Source organism: Paraprevotella clara YIT 11840 (assembly GCF_000233955.1).
Classification (GTDB): Bacteria; Bacteroidota; Bacteroidia; order Bacteroidales; family Bacteroidaceae; genus Paraprevotella; species Paraprevotella clara.
Window position 1 is genome coordinate 70,493 of the sequence record NZ_JH376642.1, and the last position, 22,784, is coordinate 93,276.

At 58.2% G+C, this 22,784-nt stretch carries 17 protein-coding genes; all 17 read right to left on the minus strand.

Annotated features, from left to right (window positions below):
* Positions 1-5: 5 nt before the first annotated feature.
* The 17 genes from HMPREF9441_RS15530 to HMPREF9441_RS15605 all read right to left on the minus strand — a co-directional run bounded on the left by HMPREF9441_RS15530 (position 6) and on the right by HMPREF9441_RS15605 (position 22,783).
* A complete protein-coding gene (locus tag HMPREF9441_RS15530) occupies positions 6-248 on the minus strand; it encodes a hypothetical protein (protein ID WP_008622806.1) in 243 nt (80 codons plus the stop codon).
* 186 nt (positions 249-434) lie between these two features.
* Positions 435-920 (minus strand): DUF4376 domain-containing protein, encoded by a 486-nt coding sequence (locus tag HMPREF9441_RS15535; RefSeq protein WP_008622807.1) that lies wholly within the window; start codon positions 918-920, stop codon positions 435-437.
* Positions 921-923: 3 nt separating this feature from the next.
* On the minus strand, positions 924-2,225 hold the full coding sequence (locus HMPREF9441_RS15540) for a reverse transcriptase domain-containing protein (protein ID WP_039865495.1): 1,302 nt from the start codon (positions 2,223-2,225) through the stop codon (positions 924-926).
* Between the two features lie 133 nt (positions 2,226-2,358).
* A complete protein-coding gene (locus tag HMPREF9441_RS15545) occupies positions 2,359-7,080 on the minus strand; it encodes a CotH kinase family protein (RefSeq protein WP_407946637.1) in 4,722 nt (1,573 codons plus the stop codon).
* A gap of 2,162 nt (positions 7,081-9,242) precedes the next feature.
* On the minus strand, positions 9,243-9,566 hold the full coding sequence (locus HMPREF9441_RS15550) for a hypothetical protein (protein WP_039865498.1): 324 nt from the start codon (positions 9,564-9,566) through the stop codon (positions 9,243-9,245).
* On the minus strand, positions 9,532-9,843 hold the full coding sequence (locus HMPREF9441_RS15555) for a hypothetical protein (RefSeq protein ID WP_008622812.1): 312 nt from the start codon (positions 9,841-9,843) through the stop codon (positions 9,532-9,534). The genes HMPREF9441_RS15550 and HMPREF9441_RS15555 overlap by 35 nt, the downstream gene beginning before the upstream one ends.
* A complete protein-coding gene (locus tag HMPREF9441_RS15560; protein ID WP_008622813.1) occupies positions 9,840-13,676 on the minus strand; it encodes a hypothetical protein in 3,837 nt (1,278 codons plus the stop codon). The genes HMPREF9441_RS15555 and HMPREF9441_RS15560 overlap by 4 nt, the downstream gene beginning before the upstream one ends.
* Positions 13,677-13,706: 30 nt before the next feature.
* Entirely contained in the window at positions 13,707-14,171 is a 465-nt protein-coding gene (locus HMPREF9441_RS15565; protein ID WP_039865547.1) for a hypothetical protein, read from the minus strand.
* An 8-nt stretch (positions 14,172-14,179) separates the two neighbouring features.
* Positions 14,180-18,697, minus strand: coding sequence for a tape measure protein (locus HMPREF9441_RS15570; RefSeq protein ID WP_008622815.1), 4,518 nt, complete (start codon positions 18,695-18,697; stop codon positions 14,180-14,182).
* Between the two features lies 1 nt (position 18,698).
* Positions 18,699-18,830, minus strand: coding sequence for a hypothetical protein (locus tag HMPREF9441_RS19200; protein WP_272869429.1), 132 nt, complete (start codon positions 18,828-18,830; stop codon positions 18,699-18,701).
* A gap of 92 nt (positions 18,831-18,922) precedes the next feature.
* Positions 18,923-19,414 (minus strand): hypothetical protein, encoded by a 492-nt coding sequence (locus tag HMPREF9441_RS15575; RefSeq protein WP_008622816.1) that lies wholly within the window; start codon positions 19,412-19,414, stop codon positions 18,923-18,925.
* Positions 19,415-19,417: 3 nt separating this feature from the next.
* Positions 19,418-19,909 (minus strand): hypothetical protein, encoded by a 492-nt coding sequence (locus HMPREF9441_RS15580; RefSeq protein ID WP_008622817.1) that lies wholly within the window; start codon positions 19,907-19,909, stop codon positions 19,418-19,420.
* On the minus strand, positions 19,899-20,285 hold the full coding sequence (locus HMPREF9441_RS15585) for a hypothetical protein (protein ID WP_244949813.1): 387 nt from the start codon (positions 20,283-20,285) through the stop codon (positions 19,899-19,901). Before HMPREF9441_RS15585 ends, HMPREF9441_RS15580 begins: the two co-directional genes overlap by 11 nt.
* Positions 20,212-20,679, minus strand: a complete 468-nt coding sequence (locus HMPREF9441_RS15590; RefSeq protein WP_008622819.1) for a hypothetical protein — start codon at positions 20,677-20,679, stop codon at positions 20,212-20,214. The genes HMPREF9441_RS15585 and HMPREF9441_RS15590 overlap by 74 nt, the downstream gene beginning before the upstream one ends.
* 24 nt (positions 20,680-20,703) lie before the next feature.
* Complete coding sequence (locus HMPREF9441_RS15595) at positions 20,704-21,096, minus strand: hypothetical protein (RefSeq protein WP_039865503.1); 393 nt, start codon at positions 21,094-21,096, stop codon at positions 20,704-20,706.
* A 13-nt stretch (positions 21,097-21,109) separates the two neighbouring features.
* Positions 21,110-21,574, minus strand: a complete 465-nt coding sequence (locus HMPREF9441_RS15600) for an N-acetylmuramoyl-L-alanine amidase (protein WP_008622821.1) — start codon at positions 21,572-21,574, stop codon at positions 21,110-21,112.
* 3 nt (positions 21,575-21,577) lie between these two features.
* Entirely contained in the window at positions 21,578-22,783 is a 1,206-nt protein-coding gene (locus tag HMPREF9441_RS15605; protein ID WP_008622822.1) for a BACON domain-containing protein, read from the minus strand.
* Position 22,784 lies beyond the last annotated feature (1 nt).

The window sequence follows — 22,784 nt, forward strand, 5'->3', positions numbered from 1 at the left end:
ATAAATCACACTGCACCAAACGTACAGCGTTTTCCGAAACGTTTAATCAGGTCATAGACCTTGCGCTCGCATACAGAATACTTGTTGGCCAGGTACAGCACGGCATAAGTTGTTTTCTCACCCCTGCTCTTCATCGCCTCAAACTCCGAATAAAGGTCTATATAGCGAACATCGTCCTGCTTTATGCCCAGCTTTATGAGCATCTCCAGCGGTTCTCTGTTAAATTTAAGTGCTTCAAATAGTGTCATGTCCAATCATTTTATTACTTTTGCAATGCCAATCACTTATTACAACGAAAAAAGCGAACTCGCGACGAGGGTACATGCCCCCGGTCGTGCGAGTTCGCTTGCGTTGTTTATTAAGTGATTGGCGTTACTTATATCAACAGGCCGGGGGCTTTTTTATATCCCTCCCCCGTGGGGATTCATCCGGAACTACCCGGCTTCATACAAAGCCAAGTCCAGCGCACCCTTCTTCATCCATCCTTCCGACAGGGCATTCTGTATGTGCTTCATTGCCTTCACGTAGAAGTCCTGAAGGTCTGCCACCGTGTCGAATGTTCGGTAATACGGCGCATCGTCCGTGCCCAGCTTGAAGGTCACGGGCAGGTTTTGGCCGTCCGTCTGTACGGCAAGGTCGTAGGCCGCCTTGTAGTTGAACTGGTTTTCGCTTGACAGCCATACGGGCTGCCCGTCGTACTCGAAGCCTGACAGGATGCGGGCGTCCGTGTTCGCGTTGTACCATTGCGACACCAGCGACCGTATTTCCTCCGCGTCCGGCCTGTGGCTAAGCTCTTCCTCCATATAGGAAGCCGAGCCGTCCTCCTTTGTTTCCACGTCCCAGCGGACGCGCCATTTCCCTTTCACCGGGTTCGTGCATTCCAGCAACGCCACACCGGCACTTCCTTCCACTCGCTTCATTGCCTAACTGAATACATACTTTGTCCGACCTTTCCCGAAGCTCTCCGTCCTGATGGTCGTCTCGAACGGAAAACCGTCGGGGATTTCCCTTATCTGCGCGAGGATGTTCTTCATCTCCTCGCTGTTGGTGAAGAACTTGCGCGGCTCACCGTTCAGCTCGATGGCGACGATGCACCTGTCCTCACCCTGTTCCGTCTTGATGCCGGTCTCAAAGTCCTTCACCACGATGGGGAGGTTCACCAGCTCGCGGATGCTCACTACCGTGCCCGGGAAACGCTTCTTGCCGTCCTCCGGCTTGTAAGACACGTTCAAACTCTTGAAGTCTCTCATTTCTTTGCCTGTTAATTTGTTAAACAACCTTATACTGTCCGCGTGTTTGGCCATGCCGTAGAAACTGGCCACCAACTCACGTTTCCTTCGCTTGCTCTGGATGCCGTGCATCTTCCGGGCAAAGTTCTGTTTTACGCGCTTCCTGAGCAGGGTGTAGCCCGGCCTGATGACGTATCCCAGGAAATCTATGCCTTCGCTCACGGGGAAGATGCGCTCGTTGGGCTTGACTTCAAGCCCGGCAAGCGACAGCCTCCCGTGGATGATGTCACGGACTTTCCACAATTCCGATTTCGCTTTACCGAGCACGACGATGTCGTCACAGTACCTGTAATAATACGGCACGCCGCACTTGTCTTTCACATGATGGTCAAGGTTGTCCGACAGGAACAGGTTGCCGAGCCCCTGCGAGCTGCGCAGCCCGATGCTGATGCCGGAAGGCATCATGCGCACGAACCGCTCCAGCAGCACAAGGAGCGTCCTGTCCTTGAAAACACGCCTTACACATTCCATCAGCCTGTCCTGGCTGACACTCTCATAATACTTGCGGACATCCAGCTTGTAACAGTAGGCGGTGCCTTCAGGGTCGGCCTCCATGTCCCTCCGTATGCAGCCCAGCAGGTCGTGCATGCCGCGTCCCTTTATCGAGGCTGCCGTCGTGCGTATGAACCTGCGCCGCAGGTGTTCGTCCACCACGTTCATGACAGCATGGATGGCTATCCTGTCCTTCATGGGAAGCACCTGGATGCGCCGCAGTTTGCCGGCCTCCATCACTTCCATCTCGTGGTAGTTGCTGATGGTGTAGCTCCCGTCGGCCAGGCGTGCCGACAGTTCGGCGATGACTTCTTCCTTGTGGGCAAGAAGCGCACGGCCGGTACGGCTGCCCTTGCGGCGGCTGCCGCGGACTACCGCCCTGAACGACTCCTCCATGTTCGGATATGCCGTTATCTCTTCCATCAGATGTCCTTCCCTGTGCATTGCTGTCGCTTTACTGTTAATGCCTTCAATCCTCCGGGCCAGGCTTCTTCGAGCCGTTTATACGGCCTACCAAACCCTATCGCCCGACACTTGATGTTCCGCCTTTCCGGCCATAGGCCGCTGCTGGCGAGGCTCATCCCCCTCGGCACCGGATTGGGCACGCGTGCCCGGCCCTGTACGCCGACTGGAGTTCCCTTGGACTGTTACCGAGACGAGAACCGATGTTCGCGTTCGTATTCGACGAATCGTTACCGCAATTCGCACGACCGACACCGGCGTTCGCATTCGCGTTGTTGTTCGACCGATAGACCACACGGCCCGTGGAACCGCTCGGAACGAACTCGTCGCAATAGTATGTAGTGGAGCTTCCAGCACCGGCAGCGCTTACTATGTCCATCCACTTCTGGTGGACGACGGCAGTCATATAGCCGCTCGTCGTCGTGCTTTTCACCTTCCGCGTCGTGCCGTCAGGCATTTCTATATACAGCTTGTACTGCTCGCTTGACGGGCTGTTCGGAAGGCTCACCTTGTCCATCCACTCCGCCTTGTTGCCAAACCAGTTCTCATAACCCAAACAGTTGCTCGAAGCTATCTGCACGTACTTGTCGCCGCCATACTCATCCTGTACCTTATACCAGCACCACTCCGTCTTGTGCTCCGGGTTCACAGTGTCCGCCATGCCAAGCATCGCCGTCGTGCCCATTATGCGCGCGTTCGTGTTCTGCCCGTATCCGCACTGGTCCTGCGCATCACGGCGGCCGTACTTCGCGTAGAACAAGTTGGCCACGTCCTTATGCATCTCCCAATCAACCAGCTGCAAGCCCCTTTGGTTTGCATAGCGGACCATGTCCGGCTGCGTCAGGTTCGCGACGCTCGTTTCCCCGGTCACGGCGCTGTACAACTTCGTCCCCTTCGCCACGGCCTGCAACGCCCCGCACAGGCACGCCTCGTGCTCCACCCAGTCCGGCTCCATGTCCTCTATCTTGTCGCTGTTGCTCAGCACCACGCAGTCGAAGTCGGAACTCGTCCTGACGGAGAAATGCAGCTTCGTCGCACCTTCCGGTATGTCGCATATCAAGTACATACCGTCCACAAAACGGGCGTTCAGCGTCTCCACTATCACGCTCTTGACTATCCGGCCGCCGTCGTCGGCGAACACCGCACCCACAAGGCTGCTGCCCAATACTGACGGGAACCTCACACGCCTGTAACCTGACACGTCAACCGTTATGGCTTCGTAATTCCCGTCCACCGAATACGATTCGTCCACATCCGTGCCACCCGTCAATATCTTCGTGCCGGACTTCACCAAACGGTGTTCCAGCAGCCAGTCGTGGTCCAGCACCGTGCACTCCGGCCTGTCCGGCATCCCGTCCTGCGAGCTGTAACAGCCGTATTTCTTGTTGTTCAGGTAGTCGTTCACGCCCTTGTACCAGTAATGCGGCTCATACACGAATATGTCACCTTCCGTACCGTCCAGCTTCGCCGCCGTGCCGTCGGCGTACTTGTTGCTGTCGGCATCGTCAAGTTGCGCGATTGTCATGGTTCCCTTTACGGCCTGCTTGCCGAGTACCCGGTGCCGCTGCCGCAATATGGCCGCTACATGCGCGCTCGGGACATACTGGTTGCCGTACTTGTAACCGGTCTCGTTGTCGGGATTGCTGATGTTGGCGTCGTCGCTCACCGTGTCGTCGAACTCTATCATCGTGTACTGCGGCTGCCGTATGTTCAACTCGTCGAATCGTTCCACGTATTTCTGGTACTCCGACTCGTCCAGATACTTGGTCAGCCGGTACGTGCCCACCAGCTTGCACCGCGTGTTCGTGGTGTTGCCGCTCGCATCAAAGCCGCCCAGACCGGCGTCGTACCACTCCTTCAGGTCGCTGCCGTCGCCTTCCAGTTCCAGCCCGGTGATGCGGACATATTTCAGCCTGGCGCCAAGGGAGAATAGTTCCTTGAACACAGACAGCCCGTCTATGAGGGCGCAGTTCTCTATCCAAATGCCGGTCAGGTTCCGCTTGTTGTCAAAAGTTATCGCACTCCACTTTATATACTGCATCGAGCGCAACATAAGCGTCTGGAAGTTCGCTGGAAGGTGCAGCCTGTTCACCGCAGCTCCCTCGGCAAAGGTGATTGTGCTCAATGCCGTACAGCCCGACGCGTTCACTTCTTCCAAACGGTTACAGCCCGAAAGGTCTAAGCTCGGCAAATTTGTATAATTCACCACGTCCAATTTCCGCAACATTGGCAACTTTGTTCCCAATACAAGTTCGGTCAGAGCATAGGTCTTTGAGCTGTTGCCAAGGACAAGTTCCTCCAATACTGGCAGATTAGGCAACGACATGTCAGTGAAACCTCCCCAGTCACCCAAGTCCAATTTCTTCATCCATTCGCCACCGTATAGATGGAAGATTGTACCGATGTTCGCCATTTGTCCGTAGGTGTAGCTCCATTCAGTGTTTTTTGCGACTGCATCGTGGGTCATCGTATCGCCCTCACGCCTGAACTCAAAATAGAAGTCACGCGCAGGGGTTGCCCTCACAGTCGCTCCTGCCGCGCTGTTACCCTTGAAGCTGATGTCCGTGGCCGTGTATTGCCCAGCACTGTACCGTGCATCAAAAAGCCCCATTCTGTTTGTCACCCACCAATGGCGGTGCGCCTTACGGTTTCCCTGCATGGCCTCCAGATAGGAATATTTCACATTGGTGACACTTCCGTCTTGGTTTACTTCCACGCCCAGCGTCTTAGGCTCTACATATTTGTTCTGGGCATCCAAGTTGTATATGCGCTCGCAGAACTTGGCCGACTGCTCCGTGTCGAACATATTGAAGATTGTAGAGTTCGACATCCGTTCCCTTATGCGCTTGTATGCCGCTTCCAGTTTATCAGGAAATTGCTCACGTAAGTTCTTCCACAGCACACTGTCATGCCCTGCATAGGCATATACGGTCTTTTCGTCCGTACTAAGTTCGGGGTCCGTGGTATTTTCGTCCACATCCCAATTATACTTCAGACGTCCGTCATTACGTACACCAAGGATTGTATCGCAATCGTAAAATATCATGTAGGCAAGCGTCTTGTCCTTGTCCGGGTCATACCAAAACGCCATCATCATGTTCTTCACACGTTGGTCAACACATCCCATAATGTCCGTAAACATATAGTAGTCGCAAAGGTAATCCACATCAAAATAGTCGGCCAGTTCGGCTTTGAATTTCGCTCCATCGTTTTGGGTGGACTTTACCCACGATACAACCCTTTGCAGATTGGTTGGAATTTTCGTGCCGGCCTCATACTGGGCATTGATGTCGTCATCATCAGGGAAGCGTGCCTCAAACACTTTCATCCAATTAGGTGTGCCGTCATCCCCCTTCGTCGTGAAGTCGTCGTCAAGGAACATGCCCATCGGATAGTCGTTGTTCAGGAATTCCCAGCATTCCGTCGGGTTCTGTCCGCCGAACTTCTCCGTCACCCATTCCTGGTCGTGGTAGCCCGGTATGTCCAGGAAGCCGAACACGGCCTCCGTGCTCTTGTCGTTGTTGAAGTTGAACTTCCCAAGGAACTGCGGTGTCTCGTCAATGCTGCCACGGTAAAACAGATAGCACGGCTCGCCGTCAACCGTCGTGCGGACGTCATACGGGTAGCTGCTGTCGCAGTGTTTCTGCGCCGGGGTGAGTTCCCCTGCCTGTGTCAATATGTTCTGCACCAGCTTGGCCATACCCGTGTTGTGCGATGATGAGCTTTCCGCGAAGTCGGCCTTCAGGCAGAAGCAGTCCACCGGCGCGGCCTGTTTCCGGCTGCCGCTTGCCGGGCGGAAGGAGTATTTCGCCTCTTCCTGCAGCTCGCCGCCCACGCCCTGCTCGTCACAGCCGAGGTACAGGTCGCCGGCCACCTTCGAGGCGTTCTTGAAGTAGATGCGGTAGTTCTTTATCGGATAGGCAAGCGAGCTTGTGCCCTGCAGGCGGATGCAGCCGCCCACGCAGCGGAAGTTCAACGCCTGGCTGCCCTTCACCACGCACAGCATCTCGTCCACGTCGTACTTCGGGTCCTTGTCGTTGTTCACCGCCGCCTGCAGCACCGTGGGCACGCCGTTGTCCTGCCGTCCGGTGATGATGATGTACCTCATGCCGTCCGGCACGCTGTCGACTGTTACGTTGCCGCTGTCGTCGATCACGTCGTTGCTGTCGTACAAGGCCATCATGCCGTCCGAGCTGTCCTGGTCTATCATGTAGGTCTCAAGCACCTGCGAGTCGCTCAGGTACGTGTCGTAGGCACGCATGAGGTACACGTCGGTGGTCGCGCCGTCCGCGCCAAGCCCGATGTACGAAGGCGTGGCCTGGTACACGCTGTCGCTCGTCGCCCTCTGTACGCTTCCGGACATGATGCCGTTGATGTACAGGTACACCATCTCCGTGTTCAGCTTCTCGTAGTCGGACGAGCCGTCAGTGCTCTTGGGGAAGCTCACGAAGGCCACCTCGTACACTTCCCCGGCCGCCATCTTCATTGACAGTTCGCTCTTGCCCCTCGTCACCATGCGCGCTTCCTGCGTGGTGATTACGAAGCCGGTGCCGTCCGCATCCATACAGCGTATCACCTCCGCATCTTCGTCCACAACCTCGCTAACCTTGTACTTTACGATGAAGGCCATCGCGTTAGTCACGTTCTGCTCGGGTTGCGCCAGCGGACGGTGACGTACCGTGGCCCTTGCCGTGTCGGTCAGGCGCAAGGCGCCAGCCATCCAGCCGTCGCCGCCCCACTTGAAGCCCTCGAACACGGTCTGGATGCCGTTATAGCTCCATTCCTCCCTGTTCACGTCGTTGTTGCTCCGCCCTTGGGCAGACAGTTTCAGCGTCATGCCGTCCGTCGGCTCACTGATGTTCAGGTCGCTCTTTTCCGATATGAGCCGGTAGTTGTATGTCGTGTCACCCACCACAATCCGGCACTGCTCCTCGCCATAGTTGGAGGCGCGCAGCGTCAGGCTCTGCGCCGTGAACGGCACGGAGGCGGACGAGGCCAGCGTGCTCCCTACATACACGTCCGCCCGTGTCGGGGTTTCCTCCGGGTTGTAGGCCGCGTATTGCAGGGTGTAGCTGTCGTACTGCCTTGTCGGGATGTAGGGGGTGACGCCTTTTTCTATGACGGTGCCGTCGGAATAGTCGAACCTTGCGGACACCAACGGGGTGTTGTTCCCGGCTTCCCTGACGCCCACGGCGAAGAGGATGCTGTTTGACTTGATGGTGCTGCCGTCCGTCAGCTCCAGCTCCACCACGAGCTGCACCGTGTGCGTGCCATGAGCCAGGTTGGTCGTCGCTATGCTGAAAGACCCGTTGGCCGTCGAGCTGGTGATGCTCCTGTCCTCGGTGTCCGTGCCGTCCACATAGCAGCGCAGGGTCTTCGTGCCGGCACCGCTCAGGGCGTAGGGAATACTGACGGTCTGTCCTCTCGTTATGGCCGTGGCGATGTTGAAAGAGCTGCTCAGGGTCAGCTGCACCACGTTGATGCTCCATGTCACCTGGGCCACCTGCATCTCCGCGCCTTCGCCGACCTCCACACGCACCCTCACGGTATTGGTGCCCACACCCATATACTTCGTCACGTCCACCGTGTTCGTGCTGCCTGCGGATATGGTCTGCGTCAGCGTGCTGGTATTCGCGCCCTGGGTCACGGTGACGGTGGCCCGTCCGGGATTGCCGGTGCTCTCTCCGGTCGCGGTGTCCGTCTGGTCGTAGGTGTAGGTCAGCTTCACCTCGTCGCCGGCCTTGACGGTCTTGTTCGGGGTGACGCGCGTCAGCACGACCTTCGTCGTGGCCACCATGCCGCCACCGCCGCCCGTGAACATGTCGCTCGTGCTGATGACCTCCCCGGCCTCGTTCAGCAGGGAGAGAGAATAGGCCTTGTCCGTGCCCTCGCCGATTTCATTGAGCTGCAGGGCGGTGCCGTAGGTGGAGGCCTTCTCGTTTATCTTGGCCGCCACGCCCTTGCCGCTGACCGGGTTCGTCGAGTTCTCGTTCACCGACTGGTCTACCTCCACCACCGGGATGTCCAGGTTCGCCACACCCTGCCCGTCGGGGGCAAGGTCTTCCGTGGTTGTGCCTTTCGTCACCCGGATTTTCTTGATGGCATCACCGCCGCCGTACCGGTTCCACGCCGAAGCCGTCAGGAAGGACGACACGTCCGTTCCCTCGAAGCGGTAGTCGAGCCACTTGCCGGCGGACGCCTCGAAAGTGATCACCATGCCGGGCTTGTCCTCGTCGGCGATGTCGGCATCTGCCAACGCGGCCACGGCGGTTTCCTTCGTGTAGTAGCCGGAGCCAAGCGGATGGAGCTGCGTCACATTATAAAAGCCGTTGCCGCTTCCTCCGCCGCCCGCCTTCACCAGGTCGCCGTCCTCGTCACTCCACGCATACAGCGTGTCGCCGCAGATATAGACCTTGTCCTTCAGGATGGCAGACCGCGTATCGTCAAGATACATGTCCGCTCCCGGCAGGCCGTTGTTGCCTCCTGCCCAGTTGTTGCAGTATTTGCCGTCCGTATATACGCCAGCAAACACCTTCAGGCTTTTTATATAGACGACCTCCGTCACGTTTGCGCCGGATACGGTATCAACCGCCCCGCTTTCCACGATGCGGCTGAACCGGGCGGTCGCCCCCTTCAGGGCAGCCTTGGCCGTCGATTCATATTGGGTGGCGGCCTGCTGGGCCTTGCCGGCTGCCTCGTTGGCGGTGGCGGCTGCGGAATTGGCCGCGTTCTTGGCTTCCGTGGCCGTACTGGCCGCTGCATTGGCTGTCTGGGCGGCCGTATTGGCGGCCTGCGCGGCGGAATTGGCCGCAGCGGCCGCATCCGTGGCGGGTTTCTGTAGCAGCGTCATCGGTACGTTTACCAGTTCGTTCCCTTTCACGCCCGGCAGGGAATTCACCCCGTTCAGCGAGGATACCGTTTCCAGCTCCTGCACGCCCTGGCTCTCAGCCTTGATGGCGTTGAGCACCTGCTGTATGTCTTCCTGTGATATGGCCATAGTCAGTCCTTTTTATATTGGTTAAACTTCTTTCTTGTCTTCAGGTAGTCCGCCTCGCCCTCATGGGCGTATGCCTCACGCTCGAAACTGATTGCCCGGTAGGCTGCCCTCGTATCGCGCAGGCGTATCAAATGCCACAGCCATTCCAGCACGTACAGCAGGTAGAACGGCACATAGAGCAGTTCCTTCATCTGCGTCGTGTGGATGGCCTCGTGGTTGTAGTCCGTGGCAGTCATCGTGCAGCCCTCGCGCACGAACAGCACGCCGAAAAGGTTCACGCATTTGTAGCCCTTAAACGGGATCAGCCGGTTGTATATCACTTTCATCACCGCCTCCTTCCTTTATCTGCTTACGCAAGCCGTCTATAAATGCCGGAGTGCAATATTCGTCCGCGATTCTTGTTATCAGGGAAACCTCGGTACGGTCGTATTCTTCAGCACCCTGGCTCTTGTATATCTTCATTGCCAGCGCATGGGCACGGATGCCGTTCACATTCATATATATCAGGTCTGCAAGACTTTCCCTCGCATCGCCAGTCCGGCTTTCCCTGCCGCTTATCCCCGTAGGAATAGTGAATTGCTTGAAGTTCAATTTCATTTTCATTCTAATAAATATGGACTTAAGTTATACCTGTATGCGTATCGCTTGCCGGCATATTCCCAATAAAGGTTCTGGCAGGTATTGTTTACAAGCACCCATCCTAAACCTCCACTTGAAACTTCGCCGGTTGCTTCGTCTCTTATATAGTCGTTCTTCAATATCAGCTCCACGACACCGGCATCCAATGTAAGCACATCCGCACGGAACTCCATGGAAGTGGGTGTCTGGGCAAATAAGCCGCTGATGATTGCGCTCCCGTTTTCCGTCCTGACTGTGGTTGGAGAATGTATCGTTCTTGTCTTGATAAAGTAGGAATCCATAATCAAGACACGCGCACCTTCATATTCCTCAGATACCGGCAGCACCACCCCACTGAATGTCGCATCGACGAAAAGGTTTGTGTTCAGTTTGTATTCATTATTGCCGGTCGTTTCATTATTTCCCAGATTTGTCGCATCGCAAATTTCCACCGGTTTGAATACTGAGTACAAGTAACCTTTCAATTTGGCGTTATTGGTTTCTATGCTGCCATCCTCCAATATCTTGAAATTCCCGTTCGCTGTCACAAGCCCCTCCAGTGATATGTTGGCAGCTGATATTCTGATATCGGAAGCGGTCTGGTCTATTACGGACACTATTCTTCCGTCGGCATCAAAAGCGTACAATTTGTTGGCCATCGCAGTTGTTACCAGGCCAGCCTTGTTCTTTAGTTGCCCGTCTTCGTCGAAATACTGCGACATCATCTCGTTGTACTTCGCCGTGGTGATGATGCTTGACGACTCGATGACGTTCCCGTCCTTGTCGAAGTTCGCCGCGGCTATCTTCACCAGCTTCTCGGACTGCTCGAACAGGGTCTTGTACTTGTAGGCCAGGGCTTCGGCCCTGTCCGTGCTCAGCACCAGCATGTACAGGTATATCTCGCCCGTGAACGCCAGCTTGAAGTCGCCTGTGCCGTTCCACAGCCCGGAGTGGTTGAACACCTGGTAGCCGTCCGTCACGCCCAGCTCGCCGTCGTAGCTGAACTCGTTGAAGTTCTCGAACCCGGTCTTGTCCAGGCCCTCGAACTGGATGGTCAGCCGCCCGGCCTTGGCCACACGGTAGAAGAAGCTCAGGTACACGGCCTCCGGCTTCTTCTGCCCCTCGTCGTTCACGTCGGTGTAGTCGGGGATGAAGCGGAAGTTTCCGCTTTTCTGCAGGATGTATTTGTTGCGTATATATACGGTGGTGCGCCCGTCGTCGGTCTTCACGCAGGCATAGTTCGTCTTGTCGGACAGCGGTGCACCGTTCGCCCATATCCATTTGTTGCCCAAAAGGAAGAAGGTGGCCTCGTTTTCGGTGTCCCACTTGTTCATGCCGTCGCCGAACGAGGCGTTGTCCAGATAGCTCCTGTCCTCCGTGAAGTCCTTGCGAAGCCCCTCCACGGCGGCCTCAATCTTGCCCTCCGTAATCTCGAAACGCGTCAGGATGTCCTCGCCAGTGGTCAATACGAACGTGCCCATCAGGTACACGTTGTCGCCGTACAGGCCGTTGCCGTGCGGCTGGTTGTCAGCCGGGAACCGGCTGTCGCTGATGCCGTCCAGGTTGCCCAGGCGCACCCGCAGGCAGCCGTCGAAGTTCTTGCCGCTCACGCCGTCCAGCACGTCCACCCTCGGCTGTCCATCCTCGGTCGCCGCGATGGAGATGAGGTTCTGGCGCAGCCGGTTCTGGGTGTTACCCATCAGCACGCACTCGTCGCCCTCCTTGGGCTCCACGCCGCCGAACTCGCTCACGGGCACGGTGACGCCTTCCCCGTCCGAGGCGGACACTTCCACCCAATATCCGCGCAGGGATGCGCCGGTGAACTCCGCGCAGCGCATCAGATCGTGCGCCACGAATTCGTTTTCCTGCTCGAAGGTGATCCTGTAGTTGTCGCCGTCCTTCGTGACGGTCTTTATCTTGCCGCTGGCCGCGCTGACTACGAACTGGCCGCCGATGCTGCGCACTTTCTGGATGAGCAGTTCCAGGGCAACCAGTGTCTGCCGGATGGTCACCTTGTCAATGGTCAGGTTGCTCAGCCCCGTCAGCGCGTCCATCCACAACTGCCAGCCCTCGCCGGTCATGCCGTCCACGAAACGCACCGAGCGCAGCAGTTCCCGGATGACGGCGGTCAGCCACTCGGCGTTGCCGTCCCCGTCCACTCCCGCGCCGCTCTCCCCGGCCTTGTGGCTTCCGAAGTCGGCTCCCTTCAGGAAATGGATTCTTTCCTGCGCCGTGTCCTCGCGCAGCCTGCTCAGGGCTTCCTTCAATGTACGGCGCGCCGAGAACACGTTGTTGTCCGTCGGATAGGTGTTGTCCCAGCTGCGTATCAGGTCGGGGAAGCTCCCCGACGTGGCGGTCTTCACGTAGCTCTTCGCGTCTGTGATGCTGTCATTGATGGTTTCCATCGCGCCGGTGCTCGTCGCGTCGCATATCTCGACGTCCATCTGCGAGGGCAGGTTCACCTTGCGCGTGACCTTGGTGATGCGGCTCGTGCGGAAGCCGGTTTCCGGGAAATACTTGTCGCTTTCCAGGCGCACGCGGCGGCCCACGTACAGGTCGATGCCGTTCTCCTCGATGTACACGTGGTCGGTCGGGGCCTTGTAACGGCTCACGTCGATGGCGTGCTCTTCGTTGTACTTGTCCACCGCTTCCTTGAACTCCTGCTCGGCCAGCGGATAGTATTCGTCCGGCATGCGGATGTTCCACAGGATGTACTTGTCGCCGGGCTTCGGGCAGAGCGTGTCGTTCGGAAGCTGCGTGTCGTCGTCATACGGCCATGTCGTTATCAGCTCGAACTCGTGGGTGTCGCTGTTATAATTGGCCTCGAAATAGTAGGTGCCGTCCTCCTCGTCGCCCAAGCCGGCCAGTTCGCTGCCCTCCTGGAAGGACACTCGCTTCACCTTGCCGCCTATCTCGTAGCTGTTCGGGTCGAAGCCCAGACTGTTGTCCTTGAAGTAGAATATCTTGAACGGGTTGCCGTCCTCGTCCGTCACCTCCTCGCTGCGCACGGAGCTGACCGTGCCGGTGCGCTTGGGGTAGATGTCGGAGAAGGCATCCGCTTCGTAATGGTGCCATACGCCGTACTTCTCCACGTTCACGTCCACGTGCTTCACGCCGCCGGGCAGCTGCAGGCGGCTGTGCCCGTATTTCTCCGGGTCGATGTTCTTGCTGCTGCCTATCGGGTACAGCCGGGTGTAGAACTTGGCGTTGTCGGCCATGTCGCACTCCAGGCCTGTCAGCCCCTTGCCGTAGCCCAGCGTCACTTCCTCCCCCTGCTCGCAGCGGCACACGTTCACCGTCTGGCCCTCACACCACCATTCGGCCCGGTTCCCGGCTTTCTCGGCCACTTCCTTCAGGGCCTCGTCGCAGTACTTGCCCTCGTAGTCGATGACGATGTTGTCCGTGCCTTCCACTGTGCCGACCTTCCAGTCGGTGGTGTTGTCCATGCCGTTGTTGATGCTCCTGACGATGAGGGCCACGTGCCCCCTCGGCGGCGCGGTCAGCGTGAACACGGGTTCGTCCGCCCCGTCCGTGTCGTTCAGTACCAGGAAGCGTTTCAGCAGGCTCTCGATGCCGTAGAGCTTCACGTCGTACTTCCACTCCTGCGCGCTCACCTGCTCCGGCTTGTAACGCTCCATGAGCCAGTACCGCTCGCCCATGAATTCGGCATAGTCGTTCACCTCCAGCGCCACGTGCTCGTACAGGGTGAACGACAGGGTGAGCACGTTGTCACCCTGCAGCTCCTTCGCCTGCGTCGAGTTGTCGTCGCAGGGCACCTGTGTCTTGGCCGTACCGTCGCTTCCGTATATCGTTATCATAATGCCGTTCTAACCGTGTTTTAATGTCATTCAGATGGCCGGCTTCGGTTCCCGAAAGGTCACGTAGAACCGGCTGGCCTGTTTCCCGGCCTGCCAGAGGTAGGTCAGGGGGTCGTAGTCGCTGCTTTCCTTATAAAAAACGTGCAGCGTCAGGTCGAGGTCGGGGAAGCGGATGTCCAGCCACCCGTCGTCGCCCTGTTTCAGGAAGGCGATGAACGCCTTGTACTGCGACAGCCAGGCATCCCGCGTGTCGGCGTACAGGGCAAAGTAGAGTTTCACATCCCGTGCCTGGTTCCTCACCTTCAGCACGGACGAGTATTTCTCGCCGTCCTCCTCCCGGATGTCAACCGCCACGTGGGTCTTGGTCTTCGCCGGGGCCATGATGGCCTTCAGGTTGTTACGGTCGCCCCGTTTCTTCTCCACCAGGAAAGCACCGTATGCCTCCCAGATGTCCGTGCCGTTCACCAACACCCTGCCTCCGAGTATCGCGTCCATTGCCATAGTCACTTCATTTTAAGTCCGTCCCTGATAATCTTTTTAATATCTTCCTTGATTTCTCCGAGGTGCCTTGCACTGTTCCCGGTGTTTTCCTCAATTCGGCGCAGGCTGTCAACCGCCGCTCCCATCTGCTCGCTTACGTCGCTCATCTTCTCGTCCATGCTCGACCAGTGCATCAGGCCGGAAGTGAACATGCCTTCCAGTTTCGTGCCCTGCTCCTGGCTCATGGCGTTGAAACTGCCGGACTTGCCGCTCTGGCTCGTGCCGGACTCGCTGTCCAGGTCGACACCGGCCGCGTCCGCCATCGCGTCCAGCCGTTCCCCGGCGGCCGTCATGGCGTCCTCGAAGCGTCTGCGCCACCCAGCGAGGTAGTCCTTGTCAGCCGTCCCGTTGATGAAGGCTTCGGAAAGTTCGTCGTACAGCGGCTCGAGCACCTTGGCGAGGTCTTTGTACATGAAAGCGTTGAGGACGGCTTCCGACAGGGTGTCCTCAGTGAACTCGCCGAGTTTCGACACGTCGCCGCGCATCTCGCGGAGCGCGTCCCTGGCGTTGGAAAGGAAGCTGTCGAACGACACGCCCATGACCATCTCCTGCATCGTGGCGTAGCACTCCTCGATGTTCTGTTTCAGTTCCTCGACCGTCTTGCCGCTGTCCACCCATGCCTCGTAATAGTCGCGGGCCGCGTCGCTGAGCTTGTTCTGGTTGTAGTACAGCTCTATCTGCTCCGCGCTCATGCCGCGCAGGCTGTGCGTCTTGGAGCCGCCGTTCAGGGAGTTTCCCCATTCCCAATGCGCGTCGCTGGCCTGCAGCTTGCCCCACAGCTCGTCGTAGGCGGCGGCCTCGGCGGCCAGGTCTTTCTGGTATTGCGCGAGCTGTTCGGACTGCGCCTCCCATACGGACACGCTGGCCGGCTTGGCATAGCCTTTCTCCACCAGCCAGTTCAGCAGCTCCACGTCCTTGATGATGTCGCTGATCTGGCTCTGGTTGGCAGCGTATTCCTCGCTCCGCTCGCGGATGGCGCGGTTGGTCTCTATCTCGGCGATGTACCACTCGCGCTTCATCTCCTCCATCTTCTCCTTCCAACTGGTAAACAGGGATACGATGGAGGACAGGCCGCCCAGCACGCCGGTCACACCGCCCACGATGTCGCCGGAGAATATCTGCCCGATGCCGGTGCCCATGTCCATCATGCCGTCAACGAAAGTCATCATCTCACCGATGGACTGTGAGAAGCGGTCGCCGAACACCGCGCCCAGGGAATCGCCCCAGCCGCGTATCGTGGACGTGAGCTCCTTCCCCTTCTCGTTCATGGACTTCAACGCCCCGGACACGTCGCCGTCGTTCTTGACTGACTTCATCAGCTCGTCCCAGGAGGTCTTGAAGGCCTTGAAGGGGTTGCCTTTCTCGAGCTCTTTCTGTATCTCCTTCACACGGCGCTGCATCCGCTCGAACTCGGCCACGGTGACGGTAACCTGCTTTTTCACGAACTTGCCGTCCGCGTCCTTGGCCGGTACGGAAAGGCTCACGCCGCTGTTACCCACCTTGGCGCCGGACAGGGTCTCCTGAGCCTGGGCGTAGAAGTCGGAAAGGACTTTGTAGCCTTTTTCCGACACGTCGCCGAACAGCTTGGTGTAGAAGTCGGAGGCGCGCAGGATATCCTCTTCCAGGGAGGCTATCTCTTCCTTGTACTTTTCCGTCCGCGCCGAGATGGAGGCCTCGACCTCGGACGTGTCGCCGCCCGCGCCGGACAGCCGGGCGCGCTCGGATTCATACACGGCCATATCCTCCCGGTACTTCTCGTCGATGTCGCGCCGCTGCTGGTCGAACGTCCGATACTGCTCCAGCAGGGCTTCGTAGCGTTCCTTGCCGCGGCTCACCTCCGTGCTTTCCACGCCGCGCACGCCTTGCTCCATGCGCCCGTGTGCCTCGGCGTAGGACTGCACGATGCCGTTCCGCTGGTCGGCGGTCAGACTGCCGCCCTGGGCTTCCCGCAGGCGTTTCTCCTGGGCCTCTATCTCGGCCAGTTCCCGCTCGTAGTCCAGGCGTATCTGCCGGAGGCGCTTGTCGCTGCCTTCCTTCATCCGGTCGATGGCTTCCTGCTCGCTCTTCCAGTGTTCCTCGCGGAGCCTTTCCGTCTCCCCGTTGTAGGCGGCGATGCGCAGGATGTCTGCCTGCATGGCCTCGAACTCGGACTGGTAGGCGGCCTGTTCGGCCTTGCGCTTCGCTTCCGCGTTGCGGTCGCCGGCATCCCCGAGCGCGGTGCGCTGCGCGTCTGTCAGCCCGTCAGTGCCGGTTTCCAGGCCGGCCTCGCGGTTCCGCCGCTTCCACTTGGCTTCCATCTTGGCGATTTCGTCGGCGCGGGCCTGGTAGTCGTCTATCTGGCGCAGTTTCTTTTCAAGGCCTTCTTCCATAGCCCCGGTCTCCGCCTCGTCGTTGCTGTGCTGCAGCTCGACCAGCTCGCGCCCGAGTTCTTCCTTTGCCTGCCTGCGCCTTTCTGCTTCCCGCTCGGCCTTGTCGGCGGCCTTGCGTTCGCTCTCGGCATCCTTGTTCTCGTCCGGCTTGTACCGGTCGTATTCCTTCTTGGCCAGGCTGAGCGCGTCCTTCAGTTCCTTGGCCTTCTTCTCGTACTCCTCCTGCGTCAGGCTGTTGGAGGTGTCGGCCAGGTAGTCGTTGTAGGCTTTCAACGCCTGCTCGTATTCCTTGCGTGCCTGTGCGCCCCAGTCCGCGCTGGAGTCGCGTTTCAGGTTTCGTCGGTTCTTCTCGGCATTCAGCTTGTTGAGTTGGTACTGGAGCTCGTCACGGCTGAATGTGCCTCTCAACGCCTCATTGCCGTAGGTGATGTTCCCGTATTTTTTCTGCTCGGTGGTCATCCGGGCCAGCAGGTTCTCGCGCTGCCTTATCTGCTGCTCCAGCGTGTCGTTGCTGATACCGGTCAGGTTCTCGAAGTAGGAGTTGGCCCGTTCCTTGCGCACCTGTTCGGACAACGCTTTCCGCTTGTTGTACAGGTTCTGCAGCTCGGTGGCCTCGTCACCGGTCAGGCCGCCCACCTTGCGCATCCTCGTCCCGGAACCGTTGGCGTCCTCCCAGCGTTCGGTGGCTTTCTTGGCCTCCAGCGCGGTGATGCGTGCATTCACGCTGGCCAGCTCGTTCTGCGGCCGCGTGATGGACTGTCCAGCTTCCAGTTCGGCGATTTCCTCCTTGATGCGCTTGATGTTCTTCAGCTTCTCATACTCGGTGTCGTATTTAGCGAAGATGTCCGGGTATTTCTGTTCCAACTTGTTCAACGCCTCGCGCCGGGTGTCGGTGGCCAGGCTCTCGTCACCGGCCACGCCGCAGAGTTCCTCCAGCCTGCGGCGGTGTTCCTCCTCGGCCTCGATGGTCTTCTGCTTGGCGGCCTGGTATTCCTCCTCGGCTTCCTTCAGGCGTTCGGTCTCGGTCTTCATAGACACCATCGCGGCCACCACGCCGGCAACCAGCGTAGCCACCAGCACGTAGGGGTTGGCAAGCATCGTGGCGTTGAGCAACTTCTGCGCCTTCTCCACAATGACCAGCCAGCCGTAGTGCAGGGTCTCTGCCACGGTCAGTGCGCCCACGCCGGCCGTCTGGAGAGCCTGCATGGCGGTGACGGCCATGACGGCGGTCTTGTACGCGCCGTATGTGCCCACCAGCCCGAGCAGCACGCGGCCCACCTGCTCGTAATGGTCGACCAGGTAGGCGACCGCGTCCAGCGAGTTCCCGATGATGCCTTCGGACTGCCGCCCGATCTCGTTCATCATCATGCCGATACTGTCCTCGATGTTGCTGATGCGCCCGGTGATGGTCTTGCTCTGCTCCTCCATGAGGTTATAGAACATGCCGCCCTCGTTCGTGAGGTTCTGAAGGGCCTGCTGCACTTCGGGGAAGCCGATCTTGCCGGCCTCCACCATCTCGCGCACCTTGCCCTCGGCCACGCCGAGTACGTTCGCCAGTTCCCGTCCGAGGGGGATGCCTCGGCCCACGAACTGGTTGTAGTCCGCCGTATAAAGGCGGCCCTGCGTCATGGTGGTGCCGTAGAGATAAATCAGGTCGCTGAGTGGCTGGTTCAACCCGGCGGCGATGTTGCCCAGGCGGATGAGATCTTCGTTGACGTTCTCCACGTTCTCGCCGTAGGCAAGCAGCTGGCGCGCACCGCCCGCAACGCTTTGGAGGTCGAACGGGGTCGTGGCGGCCGTTCGGATGAGCTGCTGCATCAGTGCGTCGGCTTTCTCCTCGCTGCCCAGCATGGTATTGAAGGAGGCCTCCAGCTGCTGGAACTCGCCACGCACCTTGACGATGTTGCTGACCAGCTCCTTCACGGCGAACGCCCCGGCTATCTTCGACACGGTGCCGCGGACGGATTCGGCTTGCCTGTCCAGGCGTGCCATCTCAACAGACGCGCTGCCGGTCTTCACCTTCAGCTCGTCCACCTTGCGCCCTGCCTTGTCAAGACCTCCCGACAGGCGGTCGCGCATCAGTATCTCTATTTCTACCGGTTTCGTTGCCATTCTATTTCTTCAGGTTGCTTTGGAAAAATCCTACAATGTCTTTCGCCTCGTCCTCCGCGCTCTTCTCTTCTTTCTTTTTGCGTACATAACGCGGCGCGTCGGCAAGCATCATGATGAAGGTCTGGTAGTTCACGCCTTCCAGGATGTAGTCTACGCTCCATCCTGTGGCATTCGCTATCTGCCAGACAAAGCCGAAGGGGCTATGGGAAGGCTCGTAGACCGTCTTTAACTCCCCTTCCTTTTTTGGCTCAGTCTCAGCTTCATCGGGTTCATCATCCCGGCTGATCTGATAATACTCGTAAAAGGGTCGGTGCCCAGCAGGAACACGAAGTTGCGCATCGCCGCGTCCATGTAGGCCGGCTCCATGAAGTGGCGCACCCACCAGGCGGTCAGCCCCACCAGCAGGTGGCGGCTCCACCAGCCGCGGCACAGGGTGTAGGCGATCATCCGGCTCACGGCCTTGCCGTGCGCGGCGATGAAGGCCATCTCCTCGTCCTTGGTGAACTTCTTCATCTCGTCTGCCGTCACGCCCAGCGACAGATAGACTCTCGCCAGCCGTATCAGTCCGCCCAGTCGGGGGCGGCGCATCACCACGCGCAGCTTCAGGGGCTTCTTAACCAGCGGGATGCGCAGTTCCTTCAAGGGGACGGACACGCCCCTGTCCAACAGGGCGGCCGTCCCCTCGGCTTGCACCAGACGTTCCGTTGACTTGTCCATACGTTACTCTGACGGCGTGTCGTTGATTTCGTAGGGAGCGGTGTCCGGCTCTTCGGGCTTGTTCACCTTCAGCTGGCATTCCAGCTTGGATACCTCCGTCAGCGTCAGCTTGCCGCCCAGGTTGGCCATGATGGTGCCGTTGGGTATCTTCATCGTCTGCCCGCTCACGAACTGGATTTCCCACGGGCCGCGCAGCTCCACGAGGTCGGTCGGGGCCTTCCAGCCGGTGTAGCTGCCCGTGCTGCCCACCAGCGTGCCGCCAAGCACGGCCTGGATGTTCTCATAGTCCAGCTGGATGAGGTTGAACGTCGGCGCGATGGTCGCGTTCTTGTTGGCCAGTGTCAGCACCGGAGCGTCAGGTACCTGCTCGGCTTCCACGTCCGTACTCTCCGGCTTAGTGCCGCCCCAGTCCCAGCTGCCTTTCTCGATGTAGCCGATTTCCTTGCTGTTGAACTTTACCACGGCTATGCCGTATATGAATTTCTTACTTGCCATCTTTCTTTCGTTTTTGGATGAATATTGTGATTAAAACCCCTGCCAGTATTCCAGCCCCGAAACCGTAGAAAAAGATTTTAACGGGGTTCGAACGCTGTTTTCTTTCCTCTTCGTACAGGCCGGCCATCTCCTCGTAGCGTTCCTTCCACACGGAGGATGTCCGCTCGTAGTATTCCACCAGGAGCTGCAGGCTGTCGCAGCTCGCGTACACGGTTATCACGTCCCTGTCACGGCTTACCGACACGCTGGCCTGTCCGCTCTTCCCGCTGTATGAGGCCAGCGGAGGAAGCCTCAGAAGGCTGTCAGCCGGTATCCTCAGACTCACCTCCGACTTCGGTACCGTTTCCGTCCGTATCAGGCGGACTTCGCTCCTCATGCTGTCCGCCCGGCCCGTCGCCGTTTCCGTCTGTGCCGTTTCCCGCGCTGTCTTTCGGGTGCTCGCGCACCCCGCGAAGCACAGGGCAATCGTCATGATGCTTGCAAGAATTGGCAGTGTCAATGGCCTTGCGAAGGCGTGCCATCTCGCGTTTCGTCGCCTGAAGGTCTTTCCTCGTCGCATTGAGTTCGTCTTTTAACGGTTCGACTATGTTGTCCACTAGTATCCGGGTGGCGTGCTCAGCGTTGTCAATCCGCACGGTCTCGGCGTCCGCCTTCGCCTTCTCGGCTTCCGCGTTGGCCTTGCGCACCGTCGCGCGGAGCGTCACTATGCCAACAACGGTCGCCAGAAGGGAGCCACCCAGTACGAAATTGAGAATTTCACTGAGTTCCATGAGATTACTTGTTTGGTGTCCTGTTTATGATTTTGCCCCGGCCTTCTTCGTTATCAGACCTATGAGCCATTGCACCAGTCCTGTGTCAGCGATTCCGTTTGCCACAAGCGAGGCACCAAAACCATACAGCAGGGCAATATACCATTCCACATCGGCCACAAATCCTGCGTCCAGCCACCACAACAGCATGGCTGCCGCCAGGCCGACCATCCAGCTTACTATCTGCGTCACCAACCTTTCCATTTTCGGGAACAGGGCCTTGATGCCTTCCGTCAGCAACACCACGCAACCGACAAACCCGGCAAACGTAGCAATCATACCGTCATAGTCCGTGCCGGTAGAAATTTCACCCGTCTGGGCAAATGCGGCTGACACTAACCCAAGTATCAGCGCAAAAAACAAAATCAGCTTTTTCATTTTAGTCATTCATTTATTGATTTATACCTATTTCTTTCAGCCATGCCTGTACGTCAAACGAAGGACAGGCTTTCGCGGCCAATTGATTGTGCCCAACAACCGGGATGGAGGGGAAACGCCGGTGAAAGTCTTTCACATAGGCTTCCATCGCTTGCTTCTGCGCTGGTGTACGGGTGTCCTTGGGGGTCTTGCCGTCAGCGGCAACGCCGCCGACGTACACAACGTGCCGGGATGTGGAGTTGTACCCTTTTGCCCCGTTGGTAATCTCCCAGGGATCCACCTGTGCGTCCTCGTTGTTGTCCACCAGGCGTTCCACCTTTCCGTCCAGGTGTATTATGTCGGTGTAGCCGACCTGCTTCCACCCGCGGCCACCCTTGCTCACCGGGTCGGTGTGCCAGTGGCGGATGTCCGCCGCGCTCACTTCGCGACCTTCAGGAGTGGCCGTGCAGTGCAATACCAAACGTTTCAACTGTGCCATACGTTATTCCCCCTGTTTGGCTTGCGTAATGGTCACTTTGGCCGTCTTGCCGCTGTCAGAATTCAACGTAATGGTCAGGGTACCGCTTTTTTCACTTCCGGTGTCATTAGCTTCCGCCGAGATGGTCACGCCAGTTTCCGTTTCTTCAACGTCAAATCCGGACGGGGCCGCTCCCACGGTATATTCACCGCTGGCCGTTATGGTCACATCCTTGCTTCCACCCTCCGCCGGAATGGTCACCGTATTCGGGTCGGCCGAAATCGTCTTGGCCGCCGGCTTGAAGACGGGAGTGTCACGGCTGTCCAGTACCACCATTTCCTCGCCGAAAGCGATGTTGGTGTCCGCCTTCATCAGCATCTTGAAGAAATACAGCTCGCTGGCGTTTGAAATCTTGTCTATCTGGATGACGTTCTCGTCGTCCTGCAGGTTGACGGCGGCGAAGAGGTTGCCGTCGGAATCGGGCGAGCACAGAGTGGCCACAATCAGATCGTCAGGCCATGCGGCCAACGTCTCGATGGTAATTCCCTTGTAACGGCGTGCGTTCACGTCTGTTTCGCTTGCATTCTTGGCCTCGCGCTCGGTCAGTTCGTCATCGTACTTGTCGAAATCGTCAACGCTCATGATGATGCGCAGGTTCGGATTGTTGCGGATGGCCTTGGGTATGGCGCTTCGCACAGCTTTCAGTTTGCCCAGCATGGTTTCTTCCTCGCTGTCCACGATGATGAGTTCCGTGTCCTTGGTCATCTGGGTGAGGATGCCGTTGAACAGGTGGTCATCGTCATCGCCGTACTCCCCGTTGATGTAATGGTCGCCCAGCTCGAACTGCACCTGCTTGGCAAGCTCGGCCAGGAGTGCGTTCTGGGCTTCAGGGGGCAATTCGGCAAACACAAGGTTACCCTTGGGCTGCCATTTGCGCCAAATCTGCTCGAAGGCACGGGGATTGAATACCGTGAATGCCATGAAGTCTTTCGGGTCAAGGCTCTTCTCGTCGTAGTTGAAGTTGCCCTTCGAGTCCTCCACGCCTGGGTTCTCCTTGCGCTTCTGCAGCATCTTTCCGCTTCGCAGACGGGGAAGGCTGATTTTCTTCTCCACGCCGGGAATGACCATAATCAGCCCTTTCTCGACAATTTCGTTGCCGGTGGCGGCGAGCGTCAGAAGCTGCTCCAGTACCTCACCGCTGTAATTGGTGTTTTTTACTACTATTGCCATG